Raw genomic sequence first — 26,749 nt, 5'->3', positions numbered from 1 at the left:
CGCCGGCACAGCCCGAACGCCGGTGTGGGACGACACGGTCAAAACCCAAACAACCGCCGCATCATCCCACACAAGAACCTACTCCGACTCCTTATAAAAGGGCACCTCACTCCTCGACTCCCCTTGAAGGGCAACGCCAGTCTGTCTCCTCGGCTCCCTTCCGCTCCTCTTCAGTTCCCCCTGCCAGGGCATTGCCCGCCACCTCTCCTCGGCTCCCCTTGTCAGGGGAGCTGTCAGCCACAGGCTGACTGAGGGGTAGTTCAAGGAACCATTCCAACAAGAAAAGGGCCTCCGCCAGCCGGGAATCAACCCCAGCCAGCAAAGACCCTCAACTACCTAGACGCAACCCGTCAGGAATGCCGTCCACGCATGCGACGCCGACGCCAATCCACGATCACGCCCATCAACGCCGCACCAGCGGCAACCACACCCATGGCCACCACCGACACACCAGTCGGAGGCAACCCAGGCGTAGGCGGCGTGGTCGGAGGAGTAGTCGGAGGCACATCCGGCGGAGTCACCGGCTTATCCACCACCTGCCCATTCGCAGGCAGACCGGACACGCTGCCGTCCTCATCGATGGTGACGGTGAACGAATCCACCTTCTGGTACCCGTCGGGAGCCTTCGACTCCACGACCGTGTACCTGCCAGGCTCCACCGCAGAGAACACGACCTTGCCATCCGCACCGGAGATCACGGTCGCCACCACGTTCCCGCTCGCGTCAATCAGCTGGAACGTCGCACCGGCAAGAGGCTTACCCTTCGTATTCACCTTGGTGAACCCGAACGGATACTTCGGCTTCTTCGGCGGTGTCGTAGGCTTGTCCACGACCTGGCCACCCGCAGGCAGGCCGGTCACATTGCCCTGGTCATCGATGGTGACGGTGAACGAGGCGACCTTGTCATACCCCTCCGGGGCAACGGTCTCCACGACCGTATACGAACCCGGAGCCACAGCAGAGAACGACACCTTGCCGTCCGCACCCGAGGTCACCGTGGCGACCACGTTCCCGATTGCATCCACCAGCTGGAACGTGGCGCCCGCAAGCGGCTGGCCATCCGTGTTCACCTTGGTGAACCCGAACGGATACTCCGGATTCTCCGGCGGCGGAGGAGTCGTCGGCTTATCCACGACCTTGCCGCCCTCAGGCAGACCAGTCACAACGCCATCCTGCCCGATGGTGACTGTGAAGTCCGCGACCTTGTCATATCCGTCAGGAGCCTTCGACTCCACGACCGTATAGGTTCCCGGAGCGACCTGACCGAACGAAACCTTGCCGTCCGCCGTGGACGTGGCAGTGGCGACCACGTTGCCATTCGCGTCCAACAGCTGGAACGTAGCACCGGCCAACGCCTTGCCGCTCTCATCCACCTTCGTGAACCCGAACGGATACTTAGGATTCTCCGGCGGCGGAGGCGTCGTGGGCTTGTTACCAACCATCAAATCACACTGACCGTCAGGAGTACCGATCTTGCACGACACCAGCCCGCCCAGATTCGAGAACGTGACCTTACCCTTGTCACCGATCGTGACCGTGAACGACGGGGCTGGGGACGGCAACTCATACCCGCTCGGGGCCTTCGTCTCCGTGACCGTATACGAGCCCGGCTTCAACCCAGTGAACGAGACTTCGCCATCCACGGCAGCGGCCGTGCCGACCGTAGTGCCGTCCTTGCTCTTCAGCGTGAACTCGCCACCAGACAGACCGTCACCGGTATCCGCATCCACCTTCGCGAACGAGAACCCATACGTGTCCGGAGGAGTCTTCTCATCCACGACCCTGTTGCCCGTCGGCAGGCTGGTTGCGACGTTGCCGTTCTCATCGACCGTGACCGTGTACGGGCCAGCGGCCTGATAGCCGCCCGGGACCCCGGTCTCGACCAACGTGTATGAGCCCGGCCTCAAACCGGAGAACGACACTACACCGTCCGCGTTCGACTTCACCGGGCCCGCGACCACGGTCCCATCCCGGTACAAGGTGAACCCGGCACCCTGCAGGGCATGACCGTCACCATCCACCTTCGTGAACGAGAACGAACCGGTCTTCGGCGTCTCGGACGGCGTGTTCGTAATCGTCACATCTCCGCCCTCGATGCTCGCGGGCGACACCGCGGACGTGTACGTCTTACCGTTCGACACATTCACCTTGGTCTCGACGACGCGATACCGGACGGTCTTGCCATCCACGGTCGTCGGCAGCTTGTCCCACGTATGGGTCCAATTGTTGTCTGCGTTCAACGTGACCGGATTATCATCACGCTGGACCTTGGCCCAATCCTTGCCATTCGTAGATCGCTCCAACGTGGCCTCAGCCGAATCACCGTCATGGTTGGCGTTGCCGTCGGCCCATTTCTTGGTCACCGTCACCGAAGTCTCCGTCGGCGTGGGCGTATCGGGCTTCTTGTTCTCCACCGTAATCGTCCAGTTATTGTCCTTCGTGCCCTGCGTGATCGTCGGCGTATAGCCCGACGGGCCACCAGACTCCGTCACCGTGTACACGATGGTCTTGTCATCCGTAGTGGTCTTCGGCAAATCCTTCCACGAACCGGACCAATTGTTGTCCTTGTTCAACGTGATTGAATCCCGGTCCTGCACGTTCGTGGTCTGGCCGTCCACGACCTGCTGGAGCGTCACCGTCACCGAATCGTTATCATGCGTATCGGTAGCACCATCCGACCAGGTCTTCTTCACCGACACCTCGGTAAGCTCAGGCTTCTTCTTGGTGTTGGTAATCGTCACCGACCAGTTGCCGTCGGAGTCCTCGGACGTGCCGACAGCGGACGTATAGCCATCCGGAACCTTGGTTTCGACCACACGGTACTTGATGGATTTGCCGTTGTCCGTCTTGGGAAGACCATCCCAAGAAGCGGACCACTGGTTGTCGTTGCTCAGCGTGGCGGTCTTGTCCTTGACATCCGACCAATCCGAATCGGACGGATTCTCGGCGGTGGCGCTCTGCAGCTTGACATCAACGGACGGCAAACCATCCGTATTCGTGATGTCGCTGTTGTCGGAGCCCTTCCAGACCTTCGTCACCGTCACCTTCGTGGTCTCCGGCTTCTTCTCCTCGTTCGTAAAGGAAATACCGGAGTCTTTGGCCGAAACTGTGACGGAACCCGACTTCTCGCCACTGGTCGCGGAACCCTTCGACTGGCCATCGACGAACACCTCGACCTTCAGACCGGCGGGAGTGCCCTTATCGGCATCGGCAACAACCTTGGAAACATCCAAACGCACCGGAACCGTCTTCGTGTCGTAATCGATAGTCGAATCCGTGCCCTGTTGCTCGCTGGCGGTGAAGTTAAACGACGCGACATCATTCGTCTTCGCGGCATTCTCGTAGATGTCCGACGTAATCTGCGGCAGATTCCACGTGGCAGTCTTCGTCGTCGAGTTGACCATGGCGGTCAATGCATCCTTGGACAGGATTCTCGCATTGTCATCCGTCGGTGTCAGATCGAAGTTGAACGACTTGCCAGCCGGAATATCCGTCTCAGTGCCACTAGCCTTCTGATAGTGCTTCGTGGCCTGCAGACTCACATCCACCGGCTGAAGCTTCTTCTTGTTCGTGATGGTTGCGTCAATATGGTCGGCGGCCTGGGGCGCGTAATAGACCTTCGTGCTGCCAGTCACTTCGATCAGCGCGTTGTCGGCGGTCAAACCGTACAGAGGTTCACCATTCTGATCTTCGGAATAGATCAGGTTGTTCACATACGATTTGGCGTCGTTCAATGAAGCATTCGTCAGCACCGTCTGCGTATTGCCCTTAACCGACGTAATCTTCACTGACACATTGTCGTCTGTGGAGTTAAGCGGGGTCAGCTCCGTGCCGTCTGCTTTCGAAACCTTAGCTTCTACAAAGTTGACATAGTCACCGTTGTTTTTGATGTAGACACCGTTATCCAGGCTTTCCATACTGGAACCTGAATCCAGGCGCATATTGCCTTCGCCGGAGCCCCATGCCATGTCCAGATTGGTGGCTCGCTTAAAACCGGCGGTGGCATTCACATGATCACCGAAGGCCTTAATACTGCTACCTTCACCACCGCAAACGATTACAGCAGATGAACTGGATACGTCCTGATTCCCACACTGAGCTTTTGACTCAGCATCGGCAGTTACCGTGACCTTCTGCGGCGTGGCATCCGGCTCATAACCCTCCGGAGCCGAAGTCTCGGTGATGACGTACTCGCCCGGCTCAAGATATGGGACATCTACGAGACCGTCCTTGTCCGAAGTCAGCACGCCAACAAGTTCCCACTCAGGATCACCATTCGCATCCAACTGGACTTGACCATTCTCAACCTTTGCTTTCTGCGCAGGTTGACCATCCTTTGTGAGGCTGAATTTCGCACCGGGAAGAGGATTACCTTGTTCGTCTACTTTTTTGAATCGCAAATCAGAAAGAATTAGATTCTTTCCTAAGACCTGCACCTGATTGAAATAATTGGCATCTACTTGGTATGTGTAATTAGGAGAGTTTCTCTGTAGAGCGACATCCGCGTAGTAATTATAAAGCGAACCAAAAGAGTAAGTTACCAAATACTCCGCATTAGACCCCTCTGCAGGAATCTGAAATGTGATTTCATTACCGCTGGCCGATATTGCATCACTCGTATCAGAAGCTGCGTTTACAGCGGAATTAGTGACCCGCTTAATCTCGCTGTTCGGTAGAATATCACCCACCATTCCGTCTCCCGGCAGAGGATATGGACCATCTACTGAATCCGCCTCAGCAAGTTTTGCAAGATTCACAGCCGCTTTGCGTCCCACCAACTGCGTATCAACCACAATTGTCGTACCATTTGCGTTTGGCTTACGAACGATATTTGCAATCAGTCGCTGATAATCGGCACTAGGAAATGTGATAAGACCATTACCCATTGCTCTTGGCAAGTTCAAAGCGTAAGGTCTTGCAGGAAGCACGGTAAGACCTTCAGGAAATACACCATCTGATGCACCATCAATCGACACACTCGGGCCCATGGGATCATTATCAGTGACATGGTCTATATCCACTGGCTTATAGGCATCTTCTATGAAATCAAGACCTTTATGGTTTCCGGTATTTTTAATTACCAGTCGCCCAGTATTACGCAATAAACCAATCCCAGTCAATACAGCGTTATCTTCTAACGGAGCTGTAATAGTAATAATTGTTGGATCAGTCCCAGCACTGTTAAGACCAAAATATCTAACTACGCCAGCTGCATCATGAGTGGCTTCCCCATTGTCATATTTACTGGCATCTGTGTAATCTTGCCCGGATGTGCAGATTGCGTCGTAGACGGCATCGGCGAACACCTTGGAACCCGTGAAGTTCTCGTCGATGTACTGGCGAACCTCGGGCCAAGTCACCGACGTGCCGTCCTCCTTGACCGGCAGGGTCGTGGCCGAACAATCCGCATCACCATCCGCCGCGTATGCGGTGTTCGACGGCAACGCCATCGCCAGCAGGGTCGCCATGGCAAGCAGCAAGCCCAATACGGCACGGCATGCGTGAGGCAATCCCCTTCTTCGTGTTTCCACCCTGTTCATGGGGTCCACTCCTTCTCAACTACCAGTACGGCCCCGATTGAGAAGCGGGCATACTCCAGTTCCCACCCCATCGGGGGACCATCACCAAGCCACACCCACGCCACCGAAAGAACCACTCGCCACTCCCCGTGCGACCCCGCACGAGAAAAACGGCCCGATAGCGGGCATGACCCCATGTGATCTAAGGCAACGAATACCCCCCCCAAAGACTTTGAAGGGGTCGGATAGTGGGCATCGTGTCGCGGAATGGGAATGGAGGACGGGAGATGGGATGGAGAAGAGACGGCAATCCAACCGTGGCGCTCCCCTCAGTCGCCTCCGGCGACAGCTCCCCTCAGAGAGGGGAGCCAGAAGACACTTCAGTCGCCTCCGGCGACAGCTCATCCTGCAACTAAGGACGAACTCCGTTCGCGTTCTGTTGGCTCGACTGCCGTCTCGCACGTTGCCTACAAACAGCTCTGCTGTTGGCTTCACGGCAACGTCCTCAGAGAGGGGAGCCAGAAAAACCGGCTATGTTACGCAGAGACTTCGCCGACCGCTTTGCCTACGAGAGGTCCATCAGAACGTCTGCTCAACAGCTCAACCTTCAATGGCTCCAAAACAGAGCATGGTAATCTGGAACAACGCAGTTGCTACGCATGGGGGCGTCGTCATATTCATATTCCTATTACCGGCGGTAGCGGCGCCGGAACCGTGCTCCTAGGTTGTTACTGGTCGAAAAGGCTGACGAAAGTAGACCAGTCGGCAGAGTATGCCGAAACCAGATCATGCCCAGTCACCGAAGCTTGTTTCCATCGACCGGGAATAAGCCCCCAGCGTTAGGACGATCAATATGCCAGATATACCTTTTCCAGCAGCATCAACTATCATGCAAGTAAGGAATTCATTACTCAAGGAGTCCATTATGAGCATGGTAATGAACATGGCGAAAGTCACTGCCAAAGGACAAATCACCATTCCGGCCGACGTACGGGAAGCCATCGGCATCCGAGAAGGCGACAAAGTCCTGTTCGTGCGAATGGATGACGGCTCCATCTCACTTCGCAACTCCAGCCTTGAAGCTCTGCAACGTGCGCAGCGGTCATTCTCCGGAGCGGCAACCGAAGCCGGACTACAAGATGAGGACGATTTGACCGCTCTCATCAAGCAGGTTCGCAGCGAACGCGCCAAACAAGGCAGTGGCCCATGCGAGTAATGATTGACACCAATGTCCTACTCTCGGCAGTCATCTTTCAATCATCCAACGCCGTCGACGTACTCACCGGCACAATCCAGGGACCTCACGAATTACTGCTTTCCACATTCACCATTGAAGAAGCGAGAGCGGTCGTATCCCGAAAATGGCCGAGCCGTGTCGACGCACTGGAACAGTATATGTTGCAGCTGAGTTTCGAAACCGTTGTGACTCCGTTGATTCCCCATCCAGGATTATTCGAAATACGTGATCCGAATGATTACCCGGTACTGTACTCGGCAATCATCGGGGCCGCGGACGTATTCGTGACCGGAGATAAGGACTTCACCGACGTTGATATCGAGACGCCTCTTATCATGACCCCGGCCGAATTCGTAAGATTCGTTCTGCATTAGGCAACACCCGGTTTGGCGGGAATGCACCTCACTCAATGCAAGGCGCATTCCCGCCAAATCCCAGACAAACGCACTGCTCCCACCTACTCCACCTACTCCACCTACTGCGCGCCGAGGGCGGTGACCTGGCTGTCGGCGATGGACCAGGAGCCGTCGAGGGAGCCGGAGACCGAGCGGACCGTGCCCTGCGTGTCGAGCACGGCGAGGCGGCGGTAGAGGCTGATCTGGCCGGAGGCCATGGCGGCCACGGTCACGTCGGGCAGGCGCTGCACCTGCGCCGGGCCGGGCGCCACCTGACGGTACGCCTCCTGACGGTTGTCATCGTCCTGAGGCAGCGTGGCATACACCAGGTTGAGATCGTTGTAGAACGTGAGCATGCCGACGTTGCGGGTGAGGCTCACCGTGGTGACGCCCTTGCCCAGGCCATCCACCGTATTGCTCCCGTCGCGGGACACGCCGGTCATCTCCACGCCGTTGAATCCCTCGCCCACCACGGCCAATGCCAGTCGCGCGCCTTCCGGCGAGACGGCGACCGCCATGATGCGATCCGTGTTGCCGAGCCATTCGGGCTGCAGCTTGGTCTCCTTGCGTTCATGGGAGACGTACAGCGCGCGCCCGTCCTCGTCGACCGCCCAGATCTCGCCGCCCAGGCCGGCCGTGATGGCCTTCATCGGGATGCCGTCGAACATGGCGCCGCAAGTCGTTCCGTCCGATTCGAGGCATTCCACCACGCCGTCCGCACGCAGTACCGCGCCGCCGGAGGATGAGAACACGAATCCCTTGGCGTCGTCGTAGCCCGGCACATCGCCCATGCGCAGCGGGCTGGAGCTCGCCAGCGAGACCACATGCCCGCCGGTCAACGTGTAGACGCCAACATTGGGCTGGTCGGTGCCAAGCTTCACATCGGAGTCGGCATCGGAATAGTCCACGCCGTCACCGGTGACCTTCAGCGTGTATCCGGTGTTGCCATCCCCCAGTGTCAAACGAATGCGGTGCACAAGCAGCGCTCGTTCCTCACTGGTGAGCATGGTGACGCCGCTGGTGAGCTCCACCGTGACCGCACTGTCCTTCAGGGGCACCGAGTCCACGGCCAGCGAGATGGCGCCGAGTTCGGCCTCATGCACCGTGCCGGACAGCCAGCCGGGCACGTCGCCCAGCACCTCATTGACCGCCTGCGTACGCCAGTTGCGCCAGCCGAGCCACCTGACGTCCGGCACGAGCTGCTTGCCGGATTTAGCCACCTGATACACGGATACCTGACGGAACACCTGCTCGAAGTCCGCGCTGGAGATCACCACGCCGTCCTCCAGCGAGGAGATGCGCCACTGCCCCTTCGTTTTGATGAGCGTGTACGAGATCGTGCGGGTCTTGGTGCTGTCCGCGGGCCGGTAGACGCCGTGCGAGTCAAGCAGGCCGATCGCCTGCAGCCGGACCTCCACGATCAGCGAGCTTTCCGCCCCTTGCGGCGCGCTCATCGTGTTGGCGCGGCGGCGGAATTCCGGGGTTCCGCCGTACACCACGGCCGAGGAGTCACCGTTCCAGCCGGACGAGGCGGCGGAGGTCAGAAATTCGCGGGCCACACGGTAGCCGTCGGACTGCACGCCGGCCGGCATGGCGTCGTAGAAGCCCTTGACGATGGTTTCCGGCTGGGCGTCCTCTGACGGCCCCTCCGGGTTGGTGTACACGCGGCGGGTCTGCTGCTCGGCGGGCGCCAACGTCTGCACCGCGCCTTTGGTTGGCAATCCGAGCGGTCCTGTGGAGCAGGCGGTCAGCGCAAGCCCGCAAACCGCGGCCATGACGGCGGCGGCAAGCCTGCGTACGGCATCGCGATTATTCCCCATCGTCGCTCCTTGCGGTCAGTTCCTCGACGTCCCTGCGTATTTCCAGCGGTTCGGTGGCGCCGGCGGCATGGCTCTGCGCCACGCCGAACCCGCCGACCACGCGCAGCACGTCCGGCCTCGCGGACGCGAAATCGACCGGCAGATCGGCGTCCGCGACATGCCCGGCATCGGGGTCGCGAGGCAGCACCACCAGAAACCAGGTACCCTCCCCCAGTTCGGAGCGCACGCGGATGTCGCCCTGATGCAGCAGCGCATCGGTCATCGCGATGGACAGGCCCAGGCCCGTGCCACCGGTGACGCGCGAGCGCGAGGGATCGCCGCGCCAGAACCGGTCGAACACGTGCGCGACCTTGTCCTTCTCGATGCCCACGCCGTAGTCTCGCACGCTGATGACCACGGCCTTGCGGTTGGCGGCGACGCGCACCTCCACCGGACGGTCCTCGGCGAAGTCCACGGCGTTGGCCAGGAGGTTGCGCACGATGCGGATCACGCGCCGCGAGTCGATGCGGGCCAGCACCTGCACGTTCGGCAGGTAGACGTGCAGCGGCACCTGCTTGGCCTGGGCGATGCCGGTCACCTGGTCCACGGCGGTCTCGATCGGCTCGCGCACGTCGGTCTCCACAAGATCGAGCGCGGCGTAGCCGGCGTCGTATCGGGAGATTTCGAGCAAGTCGGCGAGCAGGTCCTGGAACCGGTTGATCTGTCCCGACAGCAGTTCCACCGTGCGGCGCGCGGACGGATCGAACTCGTCCTTCTTCATCTCCAGCAGGTCGGAGGCCATGCGCATGGTGGTCACCGGGGTGCGCAGCTCGTGGCTCACGTCCGAGACGAAGCGTTTCTGCGAGACGCTGGCCTCCTCCAGCTCGTCGATCTTCTGGTTGAGCGAGTCGGCCATGGCGTTGAACGACCGCTGCAGCACGCCGATCTCGTCCTTGCGGTTCACGTCCACGCGCGTGTCCAGATCGCCGGACGCCAGTGTCTCGGCGGCGGAGGCCACGTATTCGATGGGTCGCACGATGCCACGGATCACCATCCACATCACCACGCCCACCGCGATGGCCAGCAGCGCGCAGATGGCGAGCAGGTTGAGCTGGATCTGCATGAGCGATTGTTCCTGCAGCGTGTACGAATAGATGGCGAAGAACTCCAGGTTGCCGGCCACGCCGAATTCCAGCGTGGTGCCCAGGGCCGCGCCAGGCGTGCCTGAGCCGGGCAGGCCGCCGCCCGATTCCATGGGCAGGTTCACCGGCTGGTAGAAGATGTTGTCGTCCACGTCGGAGGCCACGGCGGAGCGCAGGTCGTCCGAAATCAGCGATTCGTAGCTGGGCTCGGTGGAGACGGGGATGATGGAGCGCGGCGAGGACGTGTCCCGGCTCCACAGGTAGACGCCCACCAGATTCGAGGAACCGTCCGACTGGAGTGTGGAGGCCAGGTCGTTGACGAGCTGCTGGATCTGCACGGTGGCGGAGACGTCCGCCGCGTCCAGGCTGGTCTGCGCCTGCTGGACCATGTTCGAATAGTCCGCGCGCGATTGCGACGTGATCTGCGTGAGCAGCGAAGCGCGCACCGAGACCATCGAGACCATCGAGAACACGATGGCCACCGCCAGCGTGAGAATCACGGTGAGCGCCACCGTACGGGCCTGCAGGGAACGGCGGACCTCGGCGCGGCCGTGGCGCAGCAGCCGTTTGAAACTGAAGCTGCGGCGCAGTTTCGGCACGTTCATCAGCCCTCGGGGGTCACGAACTTGTATCCGATGCCACGCACGGTCTGGATGATCTGCGGGTTCTCCGGGTCGTCCTCCACCTTGGCGCGCAGGCGCTGCACATGCACGTTGACCAGGCGCGTGTCCCCGGAGTTCTCGTAGCCCCACACGTTCTTGAGCAGAGCGGAGCGGCTGATGGCCTCGCTCGCGGCGGCCGCGAGCACGAACAGCAGCTCGAACTCCATCGGGGTGAGGTTGAGATCCTTGCCGTCCTTGGTGGCGGTGTGCTCCAAACGGTCGATGACGATGCTGCCGCGTTCCACGTGGTTCACGGGTTCGGCGGGCGTGCCGTTCGCCCCCGCTCCGCCTGCGGCTCCGGCGTTCTCCGCGGCCGGACGCGCGATGCGGAACCGGGCGCGGATGCGGGCCAGCAGTTCGGCCACCTTGAAGGGCTTGGGCACGTAGTCGTCCGCTCCGGCTTCAAGGCCGGCCACCACGTCCAGCGTGTCCGATTTCGCGGTGAGCATGATGATCGGCACGTTGGAGGTCTGACGGATGCGACGGGCCACCTCGGTGCCGTCGAGACCGGGAAGCATCACGTCCAGCAGGATCAGGTCGGGCTGGACGGTGGGGAACATCTCCACGGCCCGCAACCCGTCCATGCAGGTCACGGTCTGGAAGCCCTCGTTCTCCAGCACCAGGGACAGCATCTCGCCGATGGCCTGATCGTCGTCCACAATGAAAATGGTCGCCATTGCCCGCCTTTCATCGAATGTCCGCCCGCCCGCTTGCACCACCTGCGCGCGAAAACCGCTTTTCCTGAATCACAGAACGTTGTGAGCGTTCTCACTTACGTTCTTTACCACTTCGTTATATTACTCCCCTTCCCGCTTTGGCCCGGTTCCCGACTGAGCTCCCGACTGAACTCTCGCCTGTGTTCCCTGCTGGCTTTCGCTGTGCAGGATGGGCCGGATGCGGGCCAGTCGCTGGCTTACCTCGTGTTCGTAGCCGCGATCGTTGGGATGGTAGTATTCGGTGCCGCGCAGCATCTCCGGCATGTATTCCTGCGGGGCCACGGCGCCGGGCCAGTCGTGCGCGTACCGGTACCCCTCGTGATTGCCCCACTGCTTCATGAGTTTGGTGGGCGCGTTCCGCAGATATAGCGGCACCGCGCCGATCTTGCCGGCGTCCACGTCCGCGAGCGCGGCGTTGATGGCGTTGTAGCTGGCGTTCGATTTGGGGGCCGTCGCCACGGCGATGGTGGCCTCAGCCAGGATGATGCGCGCCTCGGGCATGCCGATCATGGCCACGGCCTGTGCGGCGGCCACCGTGACCTGCAGGATCTGCGGGGCGGCCAGTCCTACTTCCTCTGCGGCGGCGATCATGATGCGTCGGGCGATGAAGCGCGGATCCTCGCCGGCCTTGAGCATGCGGGCCAGGTAGTGGATGGCGGCGTCCGGGTCGGAGCCGCGCATCGATTTGATGAATGCGGAGATCACGTCGTAATGGTCGTCGCCGTCCTTGTCGTAGCGCACGGTGGCGGTGTCCATGACCTTGGAGACGACTTCGGGGGTGATGATGGGCCGGCGTGCGCCCTTCTTGCGGGCTTCGTCGCCGGTGACGGCACCCGCAGCGGCCTCCAGGATGGTCAGGGATTTGCGCGCGTCCCCACCGGCCATGCGCACGATGTCCGCCACGGCCTCGTCCGTGGCCTTGACCTCGCCCTTGAGCCCGCGTTCGCTGGTCAGGGCGCGATTGACGAGCTCGGTGAGCTCGTCCGGTTCCAGCGATTCGAGCTTGACCACCACCGAACGGGAGAGCAGCGGCTTGATGACCGAGAAGCTCGGGTTCTCGGTGGTCGCGCCGATGAAGGTCACGTCCCGGTTCTCCACGGCAGGCAGGAGCGCGTCCTGTTGGGATTTGGAGAAGCGGTGCACCTCGTCGATGAACAGCACGGTCTCCTGCCCGGAGGCCACGAGCCGCTCATGGGCGCGGGAGAGCACGTCGCGCACGTCCTTGACACCGGAGGTCACGGCGGACAGTTCCTCGAACACGCGGCCCGACTGGCCGGCCACGATGGTGGCAAGCGTGGTCTTGCCCACGCCGGGAGGACCGAAGAGGATCACCGAGCTCGGGGCTGTCAGGCTCCCCCGGCTGGCCGGGTTGGCGAGCCGGCGCAGCGGCGAGCCTTCGCCGAGGACGTGTTTCTGGCCGATCACCTCGTCCAGCATGCGCGGCCGCATGCGCACGGCGAGCGGCCGGGTCATGCTCTCCGGCGCGTCCGTGGCCCCAAACAGATCGTTCTCAGTCATGGTTTTACTATACCGCATGAGTCGAACATCCGTTCGAGCATTGCATCGGCCTGCGGCCGATTGTTTTCCTCGCAGGCTTCGCCTGCTCTTCTTCTCTCCCCCACCCGCTTCGCGGGAGCTCCCTCGTCAGAGGGGGCCGAGGCTTTTCACATGTAGTTCCTCGGCTCCCTCTGACGAGGGAGCTGGACGCCGCAGGCGGACTGAGGGAGAGAAGAGAAGCAGGCGCAGCCTGCGGAAAACCAGCATCGGCCGCAGGCCGATTCCACTACTTCAGTTTCCCACCTTGTAGTCGAAGAACACCACCTCGCCGCTCTCCTGCGTGGCGTCCAAATCCACCACGCCCTCGATGGCCCAGTCGTGGTCGCCGTCGGAGTCGTCGATGATCTGGCGGACCTTCCACGTGTGCTCGTCGCGCTCGTGGGAGTCGTCCAGCATGAACAGCTTGGGCGAGCGCGCGGCCGCGTCGATGCCCACGTATTCATGCTCGTCGTAGTAGTCGTCGAGCGCGTCCTCCCATTCGTGCACGCCGTAGCCCCAGTCCTTGTCGAGAGCGCCGAGCGCATCGGGGTCGTCCAGGTCCATGAGCTGCACGCGGCGGAACAGGGCGTTGCGGACCAGCACGGTGAGGCCTCGACGGTCCTCGACCACCTCGTCGCGGCGGCCGGGCGCGGCGAGCGAGGCCGCGGCCTCGGAGGCGTCGGACGAATCGGCGCCGGCGTTCTCCCATTCGTCCACCAGCGAGGAGTCGATGGAGCGCACGAGCACGCGCAGCCAGGCGATGATGTCCTTCAGCTGCTCGTCGCGCTTCTCGGGCGGCACGGTGCGGGCCAGCGTGCGGTAGGCGTCCGAGAGGTAGCGCAGCAGCGTGCCTTCGGAGCGGGCGATGTTGTACCGGGCGATGTACCCGGTGAAGTCGGAGGCGGTCTCCACCATGTCGCGCACCACGGATTTGGGGCTCAGGAAGTAGTCGTTGGCCCACGGCACGTCGTGGCGGTACTGGTCGAACGCCGCTTCGAGCATGTCCTCCAGGGGCTTCGGGTAGGTGATCTCCTGGAGCTTGTCCATGCGCTCGTCGTAGTCGAGGCCATCCGCCTTCATGTCGGCGAGCGCCTTATCGCGGGCGGCGCGTTCCTGGGCGCGCAGCACCTGCTTGGGGTCCTCCAGCGTGGCCTCGGCCATGGAGATCACGTCGAGCGCGTACGTGGGAGACTCGGGGTCGAGCAGTTCGAGCGCGGCCAGCAGGAACGGGCTGAGCGGCTGGTCGAGTGCGAAGTCGTCCGGCATGTCGAGCGTCATGTAGTAGTTCTTGCCGCCGTCGGCGCGGTCCTCGGTCTCGATGACCTCCGTGTCAAACAGGGTCTGGAAGATCTCGTCGGCGCGCTGGTGCAGGTGTTCCTTCTGGTCCGGGGTCTGGGCGGAGTCGTCGATGAGGTCGTCGATGCGGCGTCGGGCGTCGCCGCCCTGCTCCACCTCGTTGAGCACCATCGAATGCGTGATCTTGAGGTGCGGCACCAGGGTTTCCGGGTCGGCGTCGATGAGCTTGTCGAACGTGTTCTCGTTCCACGTCACGAAGCCTTCGGGCGCCTTCTTGCGCTTGACCTTCTTGAGTTTCTTCGGGTCTCCCCCGGCCTTGGCGATGGCCTTCTGATTCTCGATCTCGTATTCGGGGGCCTCGGCGATCACCAGGCCCTCGGTGTCGAAGCCCATGCGGCCGGCGCGGCCGGCGATCTGATGGAACTCGCGGGCCCTCAGGCGCCGCATCTTGGTGCCGTCGAACTTGGTCAGGGCGGTCAGAACCACCGAATGGATCGGCACGTTGATGCCCACGCCGAGCGTGTCCGTGCCGCAGATCACCGGCAAGAGGCCCTGCTGGGCGAGCTGTTCGACCAGTCGACGGTAGCGCGGCAGCATGCCGGCGTGGTGGATGCCGACTCCCGTACGCAGCAGTCGCTGCAGGATCTTGCCGAACGCGGTGGTGAATTTCACGCCCTTGATGGCCTCGGCGATGGCCGTGCGCTGCTCCTTGCTCGACACGCCGGTGGAGGCGAGCGCCTGCGCGGTCTCCAGCGCGGCGTCCTGCGAGAAGTGGACCACGTAGATGGGGGTCTCGCCGTTGCGGAAGGCGAGTTCCACGGTCTTCTCCAACGGGTCGAGCGTGTATTCGTAGCTCAGCGGCACCGGTCGGGGCGCGTCGGCGATCACGTCCACGTCCGGGGTGTCGTTGAGGTCGGCGAGCTTGTCCGCGATGGCGTCCACGTTGCCGAGCGTGGCACTCATGAGGAGGAACTGGGTCTGCGGGAGGGTCAGCAGCGGCACCTGCCATGCCCATCCGCGTTCCGGGTCGCCGTAGTAGTGGAATTCGTCCATGGCCACGAGGCCCACGTCCGCGTGAACGCCCTCGCGCAGGGCCTGGTTGGCGAGGATCTCGGCGGTGCAGCAGATGATGGGCGCGTCCGCGTTGATGTGGCTGTCGCCGGTGATCATGCCCACGTTGTCACGGCCGAACACCTCCACGAGGTCGAAGAACTTCTCGGAGACGAGCGCCTTGATGGGGGCCGTGTAGTAGGAGCGACGGCCGGTGCACAGGGCGGCGAAGTGCATGCCGAGCGCCACCAGCGACTTGCCGGAGCCGGTGGGCGTGTTGAGGATCACGTGGTCGCCGGCAAGGATGTCCATGATGGCCTCCTCCTGGTGCGGCCAAGGCTCGATGCCCTTGACGTCCGCCACCCAGCCGAAGAAGCGTTCGTAGATGTCGTCGGCCGTGAGGTTGCGTTCGCGTTCGTCGCCGTCCCATTCGGGGGCCAAGCGCCCCAGGGAGCCATAATCCTTCTCGTCAGTCATAATCCCCTAGCTTACTAGCGGGCCCCGCGCATCCCTACGCGCCGGCGAGACGGCGGCGGGCCTCGGCGGGGTCCACGTTCGCCTCGAGGGGCGGCCATGTCATGTTCATGTTCTTCAGGGTGGTGCGCAGCAGTTCGGAGACCACGGCCCTGGAGTACCAGCGGTTGTCGGCCGGGACCAGATACCACGGGGCGGCGGCCGTGCTGGTCTTCTCGAACACCTCCTGCCAGGCGGCCATGTAGTCGTCCCAGCGTTCGCGCGCATCCAGGTCGGAAACGTCGAACTTCCAGTATTTGGTGGGGTCTTCGAGACGCCCGAGGAAGTGCCGTTTCTGCTCCTCGCGGCTCACCACGAGGAAGATCTTGATGATGGCGCATCCGGACGCCGCCAGATCACGCTCGAAGGCGTTGACGAGTTCGTAGCGGCCGCGCCACACGTCCTCGGGGTACGTGCCGTACACGTGCGGCATGACGATGTCCTCGTAATGGGAGCGGTCGAACACAGCGATCCAGCCCGGATCGGGCAGCTCGCGCTCCACGCGCCAGAGGAACCCGTGTTCCAGCTCCTCGGCGGTGGGTTTGCCAAAGCCGTGGTAGTGGATGCCCATCGGGTCGCCCTGACGGAACACATGCCGCACGATGCCGCCCTTGCCTGAGGCGTCCATGCCCTGCAGCACGATGAGCAACCGGCGCGGCGACCCCTTGACGCCGTTGGCGTACATGAGCCGCTGGTACCGGGCGATTCCGGAGGAGCTCAGGTCGATGAACCGTTCGCCGTCGAACTTGTCGCCGTCGAATCCGGGGGTGGAGTCGCCGTCCACATCGTTCACGTTCACGCCGTGGTGGAACATGAGCCGTTGCGCCGGCGGCAGCGACCATACGTCGCTCAGCAATTCGCTCGATTTCGCCGCGTTGGCGAGTCGTTCGGCCACGTTCTCGCTTTCCTCGATCATGCCGATGCGATCCTCGGCGAGTTTCAGCGCGCGGTCGATGCGTTTGCCCTGCTTGCCGCCCGCCTTGCCGGATTTGCCGTCACGTTGCGTTTTCCTGTCATCCTTGACCATGCCATCGATTGTACGTCCCGTTGCGGGAGATGTCCCGCAACGCAGGCACGTCCGCCCGTCTCACCGCAACCGCACGACGCGCTTCACCGAGTTCCGCGACGTCGTACGGCGGTGACGGCAAGTCCGACGAATCCGGCGACCGCGGCCCCTAGCGTGACCGCACCCGCCGCGATCAGCCCCGAGCGTTGGGCCGTATGCAGGGTGGCGAGGTCGGGCCCGGCCGGGGCGGCCGAGTGTTCGCCAGCGAGCGCGTCGGAGGCCGGGTGCCCTCCCCTGTCGGCGTACTGCACGTTGACCACCTCCGGCCCGGCGAGCGCCGTCTGGTCCGCGGTCTCGACCTTGGCCACGTCGCCCTGTTCGTTCAGGGTCACGCGGGCGCACAGGGCCTTGGCCCAGTTGATGCGCTGCCAGCCGTCGCTCGAACGCCACAGCGGGTAACCGGAGTCGAGCGCGGTGGCCTTGAGGATGGCATCGCGCTGATCGGCGTGCAGCTGCGGGTAGGCGATGCGCAGCACGTCCGCCGCGCCTTTGGGAGCCGTGAACTCCGCGCCGGCCTGCGAAACGACCTGTGGAAAGTCGTATGTCATGCGGGCCGTATACACGCGCACAGCCGAGGCCTGGTCCTTGACCGGTTCGGTGGCCACCGGGTCGAGGAAGTCGTTGGTGTAGCCGCCCGTGCCGTTGGCCTTGAGGTTCGCGATGCATTCGGCGAGCGTGGAGCCGTGGCCGTCGGCCGCGCAGCGTTCGGTCAGGTAGTCGCGCAGCTGCCGGGCGGCGGGGATGATGGACGTGCTGTATTCATTGTGCCAATACTGGCCGTTCTGCGCGGAGGCACCGATGCGTCCGCCCATGATGTCGAGCGGATAGTGCACGCCGAGCACGATGCGGTTGTTGCCCGCCTCGGAGGTGCGGGCCATGATCTGCGGCGCGAGTTCGGGCAGGAGGCCGGCCAGCGCGATGCCCCACGAGTAGGCGCCCGTGGTATGACCGGAGGGGTAGGAACTGTTCTTCTGCAGCGTGGAGTAGCCGGGGATGTGCTCCAGCCAGGAGGGTGACTGCTTGATGTCGAGCGTGGCGGGCAGTCCGGCAAGATCGTTGGTGCCGCCGAGCGTGCTCTGCGAGCGGTCCAGGTAAGGCCTCGGGTGCATGGCGGCGCGTTTGGACTGGAACGTGGAGGCCACGTTGAATTTGAACAGGTCGGAGATGAGGGTGAGTCGCCCCTGTTTGAAACCTTCCTTCATGTACCGGCCGAGCACCGGGCCGAGCGCGTCCGGCATGGTCTCCTCCCCCAGCAGGTCGGAGTCGATCAGGGCGCGTTTGCGCTGGCTGTTAAGCCCATCCTTGTCGAGCCCCTCGGCACCCTTGTGGTTGATGGCGAGCGCCAGATCCTCATCCAGCTTCATCGTCTTGGCATCGAGCACCTTGCCGCCGTGCGTGGCGTCCTTGGGGGCCTGCCAGTAGTCCTTCTCGTAGTCGGAGAGGAGCGACACCCAGTCGGGGTTCGGCAGGTTGGTGGCGGAGCCCGGCTCCGCGGCCTGGGCCTTGGCGGGAATCGAGGCCGCCATGAGTCCCATCGGCAGCATCAGGGCCATGGCGAGCGCATATACGCAAACGGAGGATAGGTTGCGGAACAGCTTCATGTGTTCCAACCTATCCTCCGCAAAGGTGCGTAGCGCCGGCACGAACCGAACACTCGGTGAACTCTTCGTGCCGGCCTAGCATGCGGCTAGCGCATCGTCGTCAGACCTGTCAGATCTTGGAGTGGCCTCCGAGGTTCGTGTGGCCCTTGCCGATGTCGTTGCCGTGCTTGAACGTGCGTTCGACCTTGGGCATCGGATCGACGTGGGCGGTGTGATCGGAGTGATTCTCCTCGGTGCCGTTCAGTTTGCCGCCCTTGGCCTTGCGCTTCTGCTCGGCCTTGCGGAACGCGGGGAATTCGCCGGTCTCCGGGTCGATCTGCGAGTCGGGCTGCGTGGGATCATAGCCCTGCTCGTACTTGGTCTTGCGCCAGTTGCGGATCGAGGCGTTGGTGCCACGGTGATGCACGTGGTACTTGCGCGGCGTGCCGCCGAGCGGCAGCTCCTCGACCTCCTTGGCCACGGCGATCTGGTTCACGTTCGAGGCGTCGCCGGCGGCGATCGGCGCGACCGGCTCGGGTTCGGCGGGCGCGGCCGTGCGCTGCTGCATGCGCTCCGGCAGCCATTCGGCCAGGCGCGAGAGCAGCCAGCAGGCGATGAAGTAGATCACCGCGGCCATGACCAGCGTCTGCAGGATGTTGAAGTACATCGAACCGAGTCGGCGGGATTCCTGCAGCAGGTCGGTGTACATGATGATCGAGCCGAGGGCGGTGTCCTTGAGGACCACGACCAGCTGGGTCACGGCGGCCGGCAGCATGGCGTAGACGGCCTGCGGCACCTCGATCTCCATCAGGGACTGCGATTCGGTCAGGCCCAGGGCGAGCGAGGCCTCGCGCTGGCCGTTGGGCAGATTGCCCACGCCGGAGCGCACGAGCTCGGCCACCACGGAACCGTTGTACAGCACAAGGGCGAGCACCACGGCCCAGTAGGAGGGGCTGGGCAGACCCGCGAAGGCGAACCAGCGCCAGAAGAAGATCATGAGCAGCAGCACGGGCACGGCTCGGCAGAACTCCACGATGATGGCGGACACGCCGCGCACCAGCGGGTTCGGCAGCAGTCGTCCGACGCCGAAGACCAGGCCGAACGCCACGGCGCCGACCACGGCCAGCACGGTGGCCTTGACGGTCATCCACAGGCCGGGCAGGTAGAAGTCGGTCCAGGCCTCGCGTTCCACGGCGGGCTTCCACAGCTCCCAGCTGAGCTGGTTCTCGCCGTCCGGCGGGTTATGCAGCCGCATGAGGATGAGGACGAGGACCACGGCGAAGATCAGGCCCGCGATCCAGTTGAGGATGCGGATGGTGCGCCGGCCCTTGGGACCGGGCGCGTCGAAGAGCACGGAATTCGAAGTATCGGCCATGACGTCACCTCCTCACGGCGAGCTTGTTGGACAGGTACGTGGTGAGCATGCCGATCGGGATGATCAGGATCACGTAGCCGAACGCGAAGATCAGGAAGATCTGGATGATCACGTCAGGACGGAATTCGATCATCTCGCTCATCAGCGAGGACGTCTCGGTGGAGACGGACGCCGCGGCGGCCACGGTGGAGTTCTTGAGCAACGCGATCAGCGTGTTGCCGAGCGGGGCCACCGAACCGCGGAAGGCCTGCGGCAGGATGATCTCGGTCGCGGACTGCATGAAGCCCAGGCCCAGCGCACGTGCGGCCTCGGCCTGGCCGAGCGGCACGGTGTTAATGCCGCTTCGCAGCGACTCGCACACGAATGCCGCGGTGTACAGGCTCAGGCCTGTCACGGCGAGCCAGAAGAAGTTCGTGGCGAAGGTGTCGGAGAAGGTGAGCTTGAGCTGCGCGTAGGCGCCCAGCACCATGAACACCATGATGATGGTCAGCGGCAGGTTCTTGAACAGCTCCACGTAGGCGCCGGCCACCGCACGCAGCGAGGAGATCGGCGAGATGCGCATGACCACGAGGATCACGCCGAGGATCAGCGAGAACAGCGCGCTCCACAGGGTCAGCTCGATGTTGACCAGGAAGGCGCCCAGCACGTCGTACTGGCTGAAGAGTTCCATGAATCCGTTCATCAGGCGTCCTCCCCCTCGTCCGGCGTGGGCGGGTTGTAGCGCACGTCGGGCGTGTAGTCGGTGCCTTCGGTGTTGTCGGCCACGGCCTTCTTCCAGGAACCGTCCTGGATCATGTCCGTGATGGCGTTGTTGATCTTGACGGCAAGCTTGGTGTCGCCCTTCTTGATGCCCACACCGTAGTATTCCTGCGTGAACGGCTTGCCCACCACGCGCAGCTTGCCGCGGGAGGCGGAGGCCAGGCCGGCCAGGATGATGTCGTCGGTGGTCACGGCGTCCACGATGCCGGAGAACAGGGCGGTCGCGCATTCGGCGTAGCCGGGCTGTTCCATGAGCTGCACCTCGGAGGCGAACTTCTCCTTGACGGTGGCGGCGGAGGTCGAGCCTGTCACGGAGCACAGGCGCTTGCCGTTGAGGTCCTCGGGGCCGTTGATGGACTGGTCGTCCTTGCGCACGAGCAGGTCCTGACCGGCCACGAAGTACGGGCCGGCGAAGGAGACGGCCTTCTTGCGCTCGTCGGTGATGGAGTAGGTGGCGAGGATCATGTCCACGTCGCCGTTCTGGAGCATGGCCTCACGCTGCTTGGACGGGGCCTCCTTCCAGATGATCTCGTCCTCGGAGTAGCCGAGTTTCTTGGCGATGTACTTGGCCACGTCCACGTCGAAGCCCACGTAGGTGCCGGACTTCTTGAAACCGAGGCCCGGCTGGTCGAATTTGATGCCGATGCGGATCTTGCCCGCCTCGTCCTGGCCGCATGCCGCGAGCGACATGGTGCAGGCCACGGCGGCCAGCGCGGCGACCACCCGCACTGCCGTCCGTTTCATGGTGTTGGTGAAAGTCATATTCGTACTTCTGCTTCCCTTGCTTCCTCTGTATCCGCCCGTTACCGCCGTGCGATCCGTCTCCTCGCGTCTTTCGGCGCGGCGGAATCGGCGGACAACGGGTTTCAGTGGGTTCAGTGGGTGAGGATCTTCGAGAGGAAGTCCTTGGCACGCTCGGTCTGCGGGTGCTCGAAGAACTCGTCCGGCGTGTTCTCCTCAAGGATCTGGCCGTCGGCCATGAACACGATGCGGTCGGCGGCCTTGCGGGCGAAGCCCATCTCATGGGTGATGCAGATCATGGTCATGCCCTCATGCGCGAGCTCGACCATGACGTCCAGCACCTCGTTGACCATTTCCGGGTCGAGTGCGGAGGTGGGCTCGTCGAAGAGCATGACCTTCGGCTTCATCGCGAGCGCGCGGGCGATGGCCACACGCTGCTGCTGACCGCCGGACAGCTGGGAGGGCATCTTGTTCGCCTGCGTGGCCACGCCGACGCGGTCGAGCAGGTCCATGGCGAGCCGCTCGGCCTCCTTCTTGTCCATGTGGCGCACCTTGATGGGGGCGAGCGTCACGTTCTCGAGGATGGTCTTGTTGGCGAAGAGGTTGAAGGACTGGAACACCATGCCCACCTCGGCGCGCAGGCTGGCCAACTCCTTGCCCTCCTGGGGCAGGGGCTTGCCGTCGATGCGGATGTCGCCGGAATCGATGGTCTCCAGACGGTTGATGGTGCGGCACATCGTGGACTTGCCGGAGCCGGAGGGGCCCACCACCACGAGCACCTCGCCCTTGGTGACCTTGAGGTTGATGTCCTTGAGGACGTGCAGATCGCCGAAGTGCTTCTCGACGTGGGTGAGCTCGACGAGCGGTCGGCCCTCGGATTCATTGCCCGGCACCAGCGGTGTCACAGGACGCTTTTCTTCTTGTTTCTCTGACATAAGCGGTCAGTATAACGGCATTGTGTTACCGGAATCACACTACCCGGACATGGAATGTTCACCATGCGAGACGGATATCGTGACCGGCCGCCGCTTGCGGACGGTCTCGCCGGCTCCTCGGCCGGCTCGGGTTCCCGCCTCGCCCTTATGCCTCCCCGCGGTGGGCCCGTCGGTATTCGGACGGGGCCATGCCGGTTTCCTGGCGGAAGCGCCGGTTGAAGTTCGAGCGGTTGTCATACCCGCATTGCGCGGGGATCTCCGCCAGCGGCACGTTGTCCGTCACCAGCAGCCGACAGGCCAGCGAGACGCGCATGCGCCGCACGAAATCGGAGAACGTGCGGCCGCTGGCCTTGCGGAAGAACCGGGAGAAGGACGTGGGACTCATGCCCGCATGTGCGGCCGCGGCCTCCAGCGTGAGCGTGCCATCGGTCAGGTGCAGGGCGATGAAGTCAAGGGCGGGATTGATGCGTTCATCCGTGTCGTCGGCGGCCTCGTCTCCCGGCTCGTAGTCGTGCAAGAGAATCGTGTGCCATTCCGATTCGGGCGCCGCGGCGAACGTTTGCACCAATTCCATGAGATCGGTGAACCGACGCAGCCCGGAATGCCGGCCCATGGCCTCCAGCCACCGCCCGGCCTCGACGGCCGATTCGCCGGTCAGACTGATCACGCGCATGGAACGCTCCATCAGGGGCGCGATCACCGAGGCGTCCGGAATGGCGTCGATCAGCCGCCCGAACACCTGCGGGCGCACCTGGCAGAACACATCACGATGCGGGAACTCGCGGGCGGTGGCGAGCGTGGAAAGCCACATATGCGGCACGTTGCTGCCGATCATCGTCACCTGGCCTGCGGAGAACGGCACCATGGCATCACCGATGAGCATGGTGCCCGGTCCTTCACGGATGAGGTGGAATTCGATGTCTTCATGGTGATGCCAACGTATGCTGGGATCGGGGTATCCGTGCTGGTTCCAGTGGATCACGGAGTCGGCAGGCGGCACCACGAGTTCGACCTCGCCGATGTCGCGTCTCCCCCGGAAGGCGTCGGCGTCGGGCATCACGCCGTAATACCGGTTCGGCACACCGGACAGTCGTCGATCATCGTGTGGCATGGCCGCCCTTCCTCCGGCCCACGCCGGAACGCCGTCATCCATTCCCGACCATCATACGTTCCGCGTATATCTCTATGAGAGGGTCGCAACGGACGAATCGCCCCGAGACGGTCCGGTGACGGTCGAAGGCGACATGCACCACCGGACGAGTCGGTCGCCTTCGGCCGCGTCCCTCAGGCGCGCGGCTTGCCGAGGGCGGAGACGAACCGCACGCCGGGGATGTCCGCGAAGATCGAGCCGTCCACCACGAGCTTGGACGGGCGGATGCCGGAACCCAGGTACAGCTTCGGAATCGAGAGGATGTGCTGGTCCACGAGCAGCGGCCAGCCGTCGGGCAGGCCGATCGGGGACATGCCGCCGGACTCCATGCCGGTGGCTTCCACCGCCGCGTCGATCGGCGCGAAGCTCACCTTGGATACCTCCAGCGTGTGCTTGACCACGCCGTTCAGGTCGGCGCGGGTGTCCGCCGTGACGAACGCGGCGGCGAATTCGGGCGGCGCCTTGCGGGTCTTGTGCGTGTGGACCACCACCACGTTGCCGGTAATCTCGAACGGGATGCCGTATTTCGGGCACCATAGGTCCGTGTCCGATTCCTCGTCCGTGTTGATGGTCACGCCCAGGATCTTCGACTCCGGCACGCCGGCAGCCACCAGCGCGTTGAGCTTGTCGAACACCGGCTTGGCCAGCAGATCCCCGTCATGCCAGTCCAGAATCTCCAACGTCATCGCATCCCCCTGTTTGTTTTGTGCTGCGCTCTCGCGTGGTGCGTTGTGCGGCGTACGGCGGCGTCCCTTCTCGGATTTCCCCGCGCGCATCGCCGTCGAGGACGACTGCAGGATGATGCCGCCGGTTCCCAGCCATTCCCGATGCACGGGAACCTTGCCTCTGACAGCAATATAACGGCGGCACGCTCGGGCAACACCGTCCCTCTTATACGTATTGCTTATGGCGGTTTATTACGTACAGGCGTGTGGCATGCACGGCATGCCCGTATGTGCCCACGGCCATCCCACCGCCCACCACCATTCCAACACCCATGGTGTAGGGAATCCCTCATAATGTAGGGATGCGTTTTCACAAAACCGCGGAAACAAGCCATTCCTCATCACTGCATCATGTGGATTTCCCTACACCATGCGCATTTCCCTACACCATGGAAGCTGATCTCGCCGTCAGAGCTTGATTTGCGGCCGGCGGACCTCCGAAGCATGATGGAGTCGTGACGACGATTGGGATTGTGGACAACGACCGGTTCGCGCTGGTCATGCTGACGCAGACGGTGGGCCGCGCGATGGCCGGAATGAAGGTGATCTGGGCCGTGGAATCCGGCGCGCAGGCGTTGCACCACTGCCTCTATGAGGGCGGGCAGACCGTGCCGGATGCGCTGCTGCTGGACATGTCCCTGACCGACATCCCCGGACCGGACGTATGCCGCCGCATCCGCGAAGCGCAGGAGCGGCCCGCGATACTGTGCATCACCTCATACTCGCTGGACCACTACCTTCGGCCGGCCATCGACGCCGGCGCGCAGGGACTCATCGCCAAAAGCGTGACGCCACGCGAACTGGCCGAGGCCATCGTCACGGTCGCACAGGGCGGCGTGATCGGAGACGGATTCATGACCGTCGCGGATGCGCGGGCGGCATTGGCCTCGATGCGTCAGCCGGACGCCGGCCTTTCGGACCGCGAACGGGAGGTGCTGCGGCTGTACTCCGAAAATTTCAGCACCGAGGAGATCGCGGCCAGTCTCGGCATCAAGGCCTCCACGGTCTTCGTGGTCATGAAGCACGCGAAGACTAAGCTCGGCGCAAGCACCCGGTCGGAGGCGATCCGCGAGTTTCTTGCGCATCAGGTGTGACTCTCAACGGAACCGTCCGCGTTGGTACCGGTGAAACCCGGCCGAAAGATGGCAGTCGGAGCCTCATCAGCCCCGTTCGCAAAGAGACCGCCATACATGCGGCGACATATCACGCTTTCACGGGGAAGCGCGCGGTCATGGACCATTGATTGGTCGAATCGCCGTTGACGCAAATGTCAACACCCATATTGCGGTACCGGTCCAATCCGGTGCCGAGTCCCAATCCTGAATCGTCACTGCCTGTTCCGTGGTTCGGCAGCGGCGTATCGACGGCCGTGACCACGATATCGTCGCCGTCGGCCGCGATGGACACCACGTATCCGTGCGCCGGGTCGCCGTGTTTGGCGATGTTCGCGTATATCTCGCCGAGCAGACCGGTCAGGAGTTCGGCACGGGAGGCCGATAACTGCGGGAAGGCGTCCGGCACCGTTGTCTGGCCGTCGAATCCCAACGCCCGTAAACGTTCCTCCTGTGAATCGATGCGGTCGATGATGGTGCCGGTGGCGTCGGGGCGCGGCATGACAACCGCACGGGCAGGCACACCACGATCCACGGCATGATGCATGCTGACCGGCATGCCGGACCGACCGACGGTGGCCGCTGTGGCCGGGATTTCGGCAGCCCGGTCCAGCGCATCGATGACCTGATGCGTATCGGCAAGCGCCGTTTCGATGATGCGGCGCAGGTCCCGAAGCTCGTTTGGATCCATGGGCGCATATCGTTCTTCGGACGCTGCCGCATCAGTTCGATGCCCTCGGGCGGACGGACCTGACATGCCTGCACGGCAGCTTTCCCGCCCGGTGTCGGACGCATGGGGAATCGAATCATCATGCGCCATCTCCGACCGTTCGATATCACGGTCAACGCGCATGATGGCGTACGCCAGATCGTTGGAAATACGATCATGCAGGGCGCGGGCGATGGCGTCGCGTTCGGTCTGGCGGCGTTTCTGCTCGGCCTGCCGGGCCCGGTCCGCCTGCCAACGGGAGACCACGCCGATCACCACGGCGAACATGCAGTAGGCGAACGAGACGACCACCGAATCGGACGGACCAAGACCGAACAGCACCTTTTGGTCGATGAGCAGGGCGGAGACGCCGAGCACGGCCGCAAGCGCCGCCATCGCACGGCCGTCGCGCCAGATAATGGCCACCGCCAGCACCATCGCCAGCGAATACGAATACGACATCGGAAACGGCGAAACCAGCCCCACGCAGTACAGCGTGACCGCGAGCCACGCGCCTGATTCCGGCATGAGCGGCAGCAATGCCAGCGATACCAGCGCCGAGCAGGGAATCAGCAAGTAGGACAGCACATGCCCGCTTTGCCAGCGCAACAGCGTTTCCGCCACCACGCAGCACGCGATCAGCACGCAGCACAAGGCGAGGCGCTTGCGATTCAGGACGACATATGCGGCTGCACGCCCTGAATCGTGCTCTTCCCTTCCGTGCGTCTTCAT

The 26,749-nt window shown here is 63.1% G+C and carries 17 protein-coding genes and 1 pseudogene; 3 read left to right on the top strand and 15 right to left on the bottom strand.

Going from position 1 to position 26,749, the window contains the following annotated elements:
* Positions 1-350: 350 nt before the first annotated feature.
* Complete coding sequence (locus KIH81_RS02285; protein ID WP_214303877.1) at positions 351-5,540, bottom strand: SpaA isopeptide-forming pilin-related protein; 5,190 nt, start codon at positions 5,538-5,540, stop codon at positions 351-353.
* 904 nt (positions 5,541-6,444) lie between these two features.
* Here KIH81_RS02285 and KIH81_RS02280 point away from each other — a divergent pair.
* Positions 6,445-6,735, top strand: coding sequence for an AbrB/MazE/SpoVT family DNA-binding domain-containing protein (locus KIH81_RS02280; protein WP_214303876.1), 291 nt, complete (start codon positions 6,445-6,447; stop codon positions 6,733-6,735).
* Positions 6,735-7,130, top strand: a complete 396-nt coding sequence (locus KIH81_RS02275) for a putative toxin-antitoxin system toxin component, PIN family (protein WP_214303875.1) — start codon at positions 6,735-6,737, stop codon at positions 7,128-7,130. The genes KIH81_RS02280 and KIH81_RS02275 overlap by 1 nt, the downstream gene beginning before the upstream one ends.
* 101 nt (positions 7,131-7,231) lie before the next feature.
* Here the strand turns inward: KIH81_RS02275 and KIH81_RS02270 are convergent, their stop codons facing one another.
* The 13 genes and pseudogenes from KIH81_RS02270 to KIH81_RS02210 all read right to left on the bottom strand — a co-directional run bounded on the left by KIH81_RS02270 (position 7,232) and on the right by KIH81_RS02210 (position 24,157).
* On the bottom strand, positions 7,232-8,971 hold the full coding sequence (locus tag KIH81_RS02270) for an LpqB family beta-propeller domain-containing protein (RefSeq protein ID WP_214303874.1): 1,740 nt from the start codon (positions 8,969-8,971) through the stop codon (positions 7,232-7,234).
* Positions 8,961-10,697, bottom strand: a complete 1,737-nt coding sequence (gene mtrB / locus KIH81_RS02265) for an MtrAB system histidine kinase MtrB (protein WP_214303873.1) — start codon at positions 10,695-10,697, stop codon at positions 8,961-8,963. Before mtrB ends, KIH81_RS02270 begins: the two co-directional genes overlap by 11 nt.
* Positions 10,697-11,431: an MtrAB system response regulator MtrA gene (gene mtrA / locus KIH81_RS02260; RefSeq protein WP_214303872.1), complete on the bottom strand. Its 735-nt coding sequence runs from the start codon at positions 11,429-11,431 to the stop codon at positions 10,697-10,699. The genes mtrB and mtrA overlap by 1 nt, the downstream gene beginning before the upstream one ends.
* Positions 11,432-11,551: 120 nt before the next feature.
* A complete protein-coding gene (locus KIH81_RS02255) occupies positions 11,552-12,988 on the bottom strand; it encodes a replication-associated recombination protein A (protein ID WP_214303871.1) in 1,437 nt (478 codons plus the stop codon).
* Positions 12,989-13,258: 270 nt separating this feature from the next.
* Positions 13,259-15,829 carry a DEAD/DEAH box helicase gene (locus tag KIH81_RS02250; protein ID WP_214303870.1) on the bottom strand — a complete coding sequence of 857 codons (2,571 nt, stop codon included), beginning with the start codon at positions 15,827-15,829 and terminating at the stop codon, positions 13,259-13,261.
* A gap of 34 nt (positions 15,830-15,863) precedes the next feature.
* Positions 15,864-16,892 carry a PPK2 family polyphosphate kinase gene (locus KIH81_RS02245; protein ID WP_214303869.1) on the bottom strand — a complete coding sequence of 343 codons (1,029 nt, stop codon included), beginning with the start codon at positions 16,890-16,892 and terminating at the stop codon, positions 15,864-15,866.
* Positions 16,893-16,975: 83 nt separating this feature from the next.
* Complete coding sequence (locus KIH81_RS02240; protein WP_214303868.1) at positions 16,976-18,532, bottom strand: acid phosphatase; 1,557 nt, start codon at positions 18,530-18,532, stop codon at positions 16,976-16,978.
* Between the two features lie 256 nt (positions 18,533-18,788).
* Positions 18,789-19,886 (bottom strand): annotated as a pseudogene (locus tag KIH81_RS02235) (amino acid ABC transporter permease); the annotation flags it as partial.
* Positions 19,887-19,890: 4 nt separating this feature from the next.
* A complete protein-coding gene (locus tag KIH81_RS02230; protein ID WP_109056839.1) occupies positions 19,891-20,568 on the bottom strand; it encodes an amino acid ABC transporter permease in 678 nt (225 codons plus the stop codon).
* The gene (locus tag KIH81_RS02225; protein ID WP_109056838.1) at positions 20,568-21,407 is read right to left on the bottom strand and encodes a glutamate ABC transporter substrate-binding protein; all 840 of its coding nucleotides are present in this window, start codon (positions 21,405-21,407) and stop codon (positions 20,568-20,570) included. The genes KIH81_RS02230 and KIH81_RS02225 overlap by 1 nt, the downstream gene beginning before the upstream one ends.
* A gap of 113 nt (positions 21,408-21,520) precedes the next feature.
* The gene (locus tag KIH81_RS02220) at positions 21,521-22,321 is read right to left on the bottom strand and encodes an amino acid ABC transporter ATP-binding protein (RefSeq protein WP_236029157.1); all 801 of its coding nucleotides are present in this window, start codon (positions 22,319-22,321) and stop codon (positions 21,521-21,523) included.
* A 145-nt stretch (positions 22,322-22,466) separates the two neighbouring features.
* Complete coding sequence (locus KIH81_RS02215; protein WP_214303866.1) at positions 22,467-23,432, bottom strand: helix-turn-helix domain-containing protein; 966 nt, start codon at positions 23,430-23,432, stop codon at positions 22,467-22,469.
* Positions 23,433-23,605: 173 nt separating this feature from the next.
* A complete protein-coding gene (locus KIH81_RS02210) occupies positions 23,606-24,157 on the bottom strand; it encodes a YbaK/EbsC family protein (protein WP_214303865.1) in 552 nt (183 codons plus the stop codon).
* Between the two features lie 494 nt (positions 24,158-24,651).
* Between KIH81_RS02210 and KIH81_RS12240 the strand changes: the two genes are divergently transcribed.
* Positions 24,652-25,290, top strand: a complete 639-nt coding sequence (locus tag KIH81_RS12240) for a response regulator transcription factor (protein WP_338024722.1) — start codon at positions 24,652-24,654, stop codon at positions 25,288-25,290.
* A gap of 109 nt (positions 25,291-25,399) precedes the next feature.
* On the opposite strand, the gene KIH81_RS11990 is transcribed toward KIH81_RS12240, so the two are convergent.
* Complete coding sequence (locus KIH81_RS11990; protein WP_236029155.1) at positions 25,400-26,749, bottom strand: sensor histidine kinase; 1,350 nt, start codon at positions 26,747-26,749, stop codon at positions 25,400-25,402.

The organism is Bifidobacterium miconisargentati (genome assembly GCF_019331675.1).
Classification (GTDB): domain Bacteria; phylum Actinomycetota; class Actinomycetes; order Actinomycetales; family Bifidobacteriaceae; genus Bifidobacterium; species Bifidobacterium miconisargentati.
Note: the sequence above shows the minus strand (reverse complement) of the source record. Positions and strands in the feature narration are given on the sequence as shown.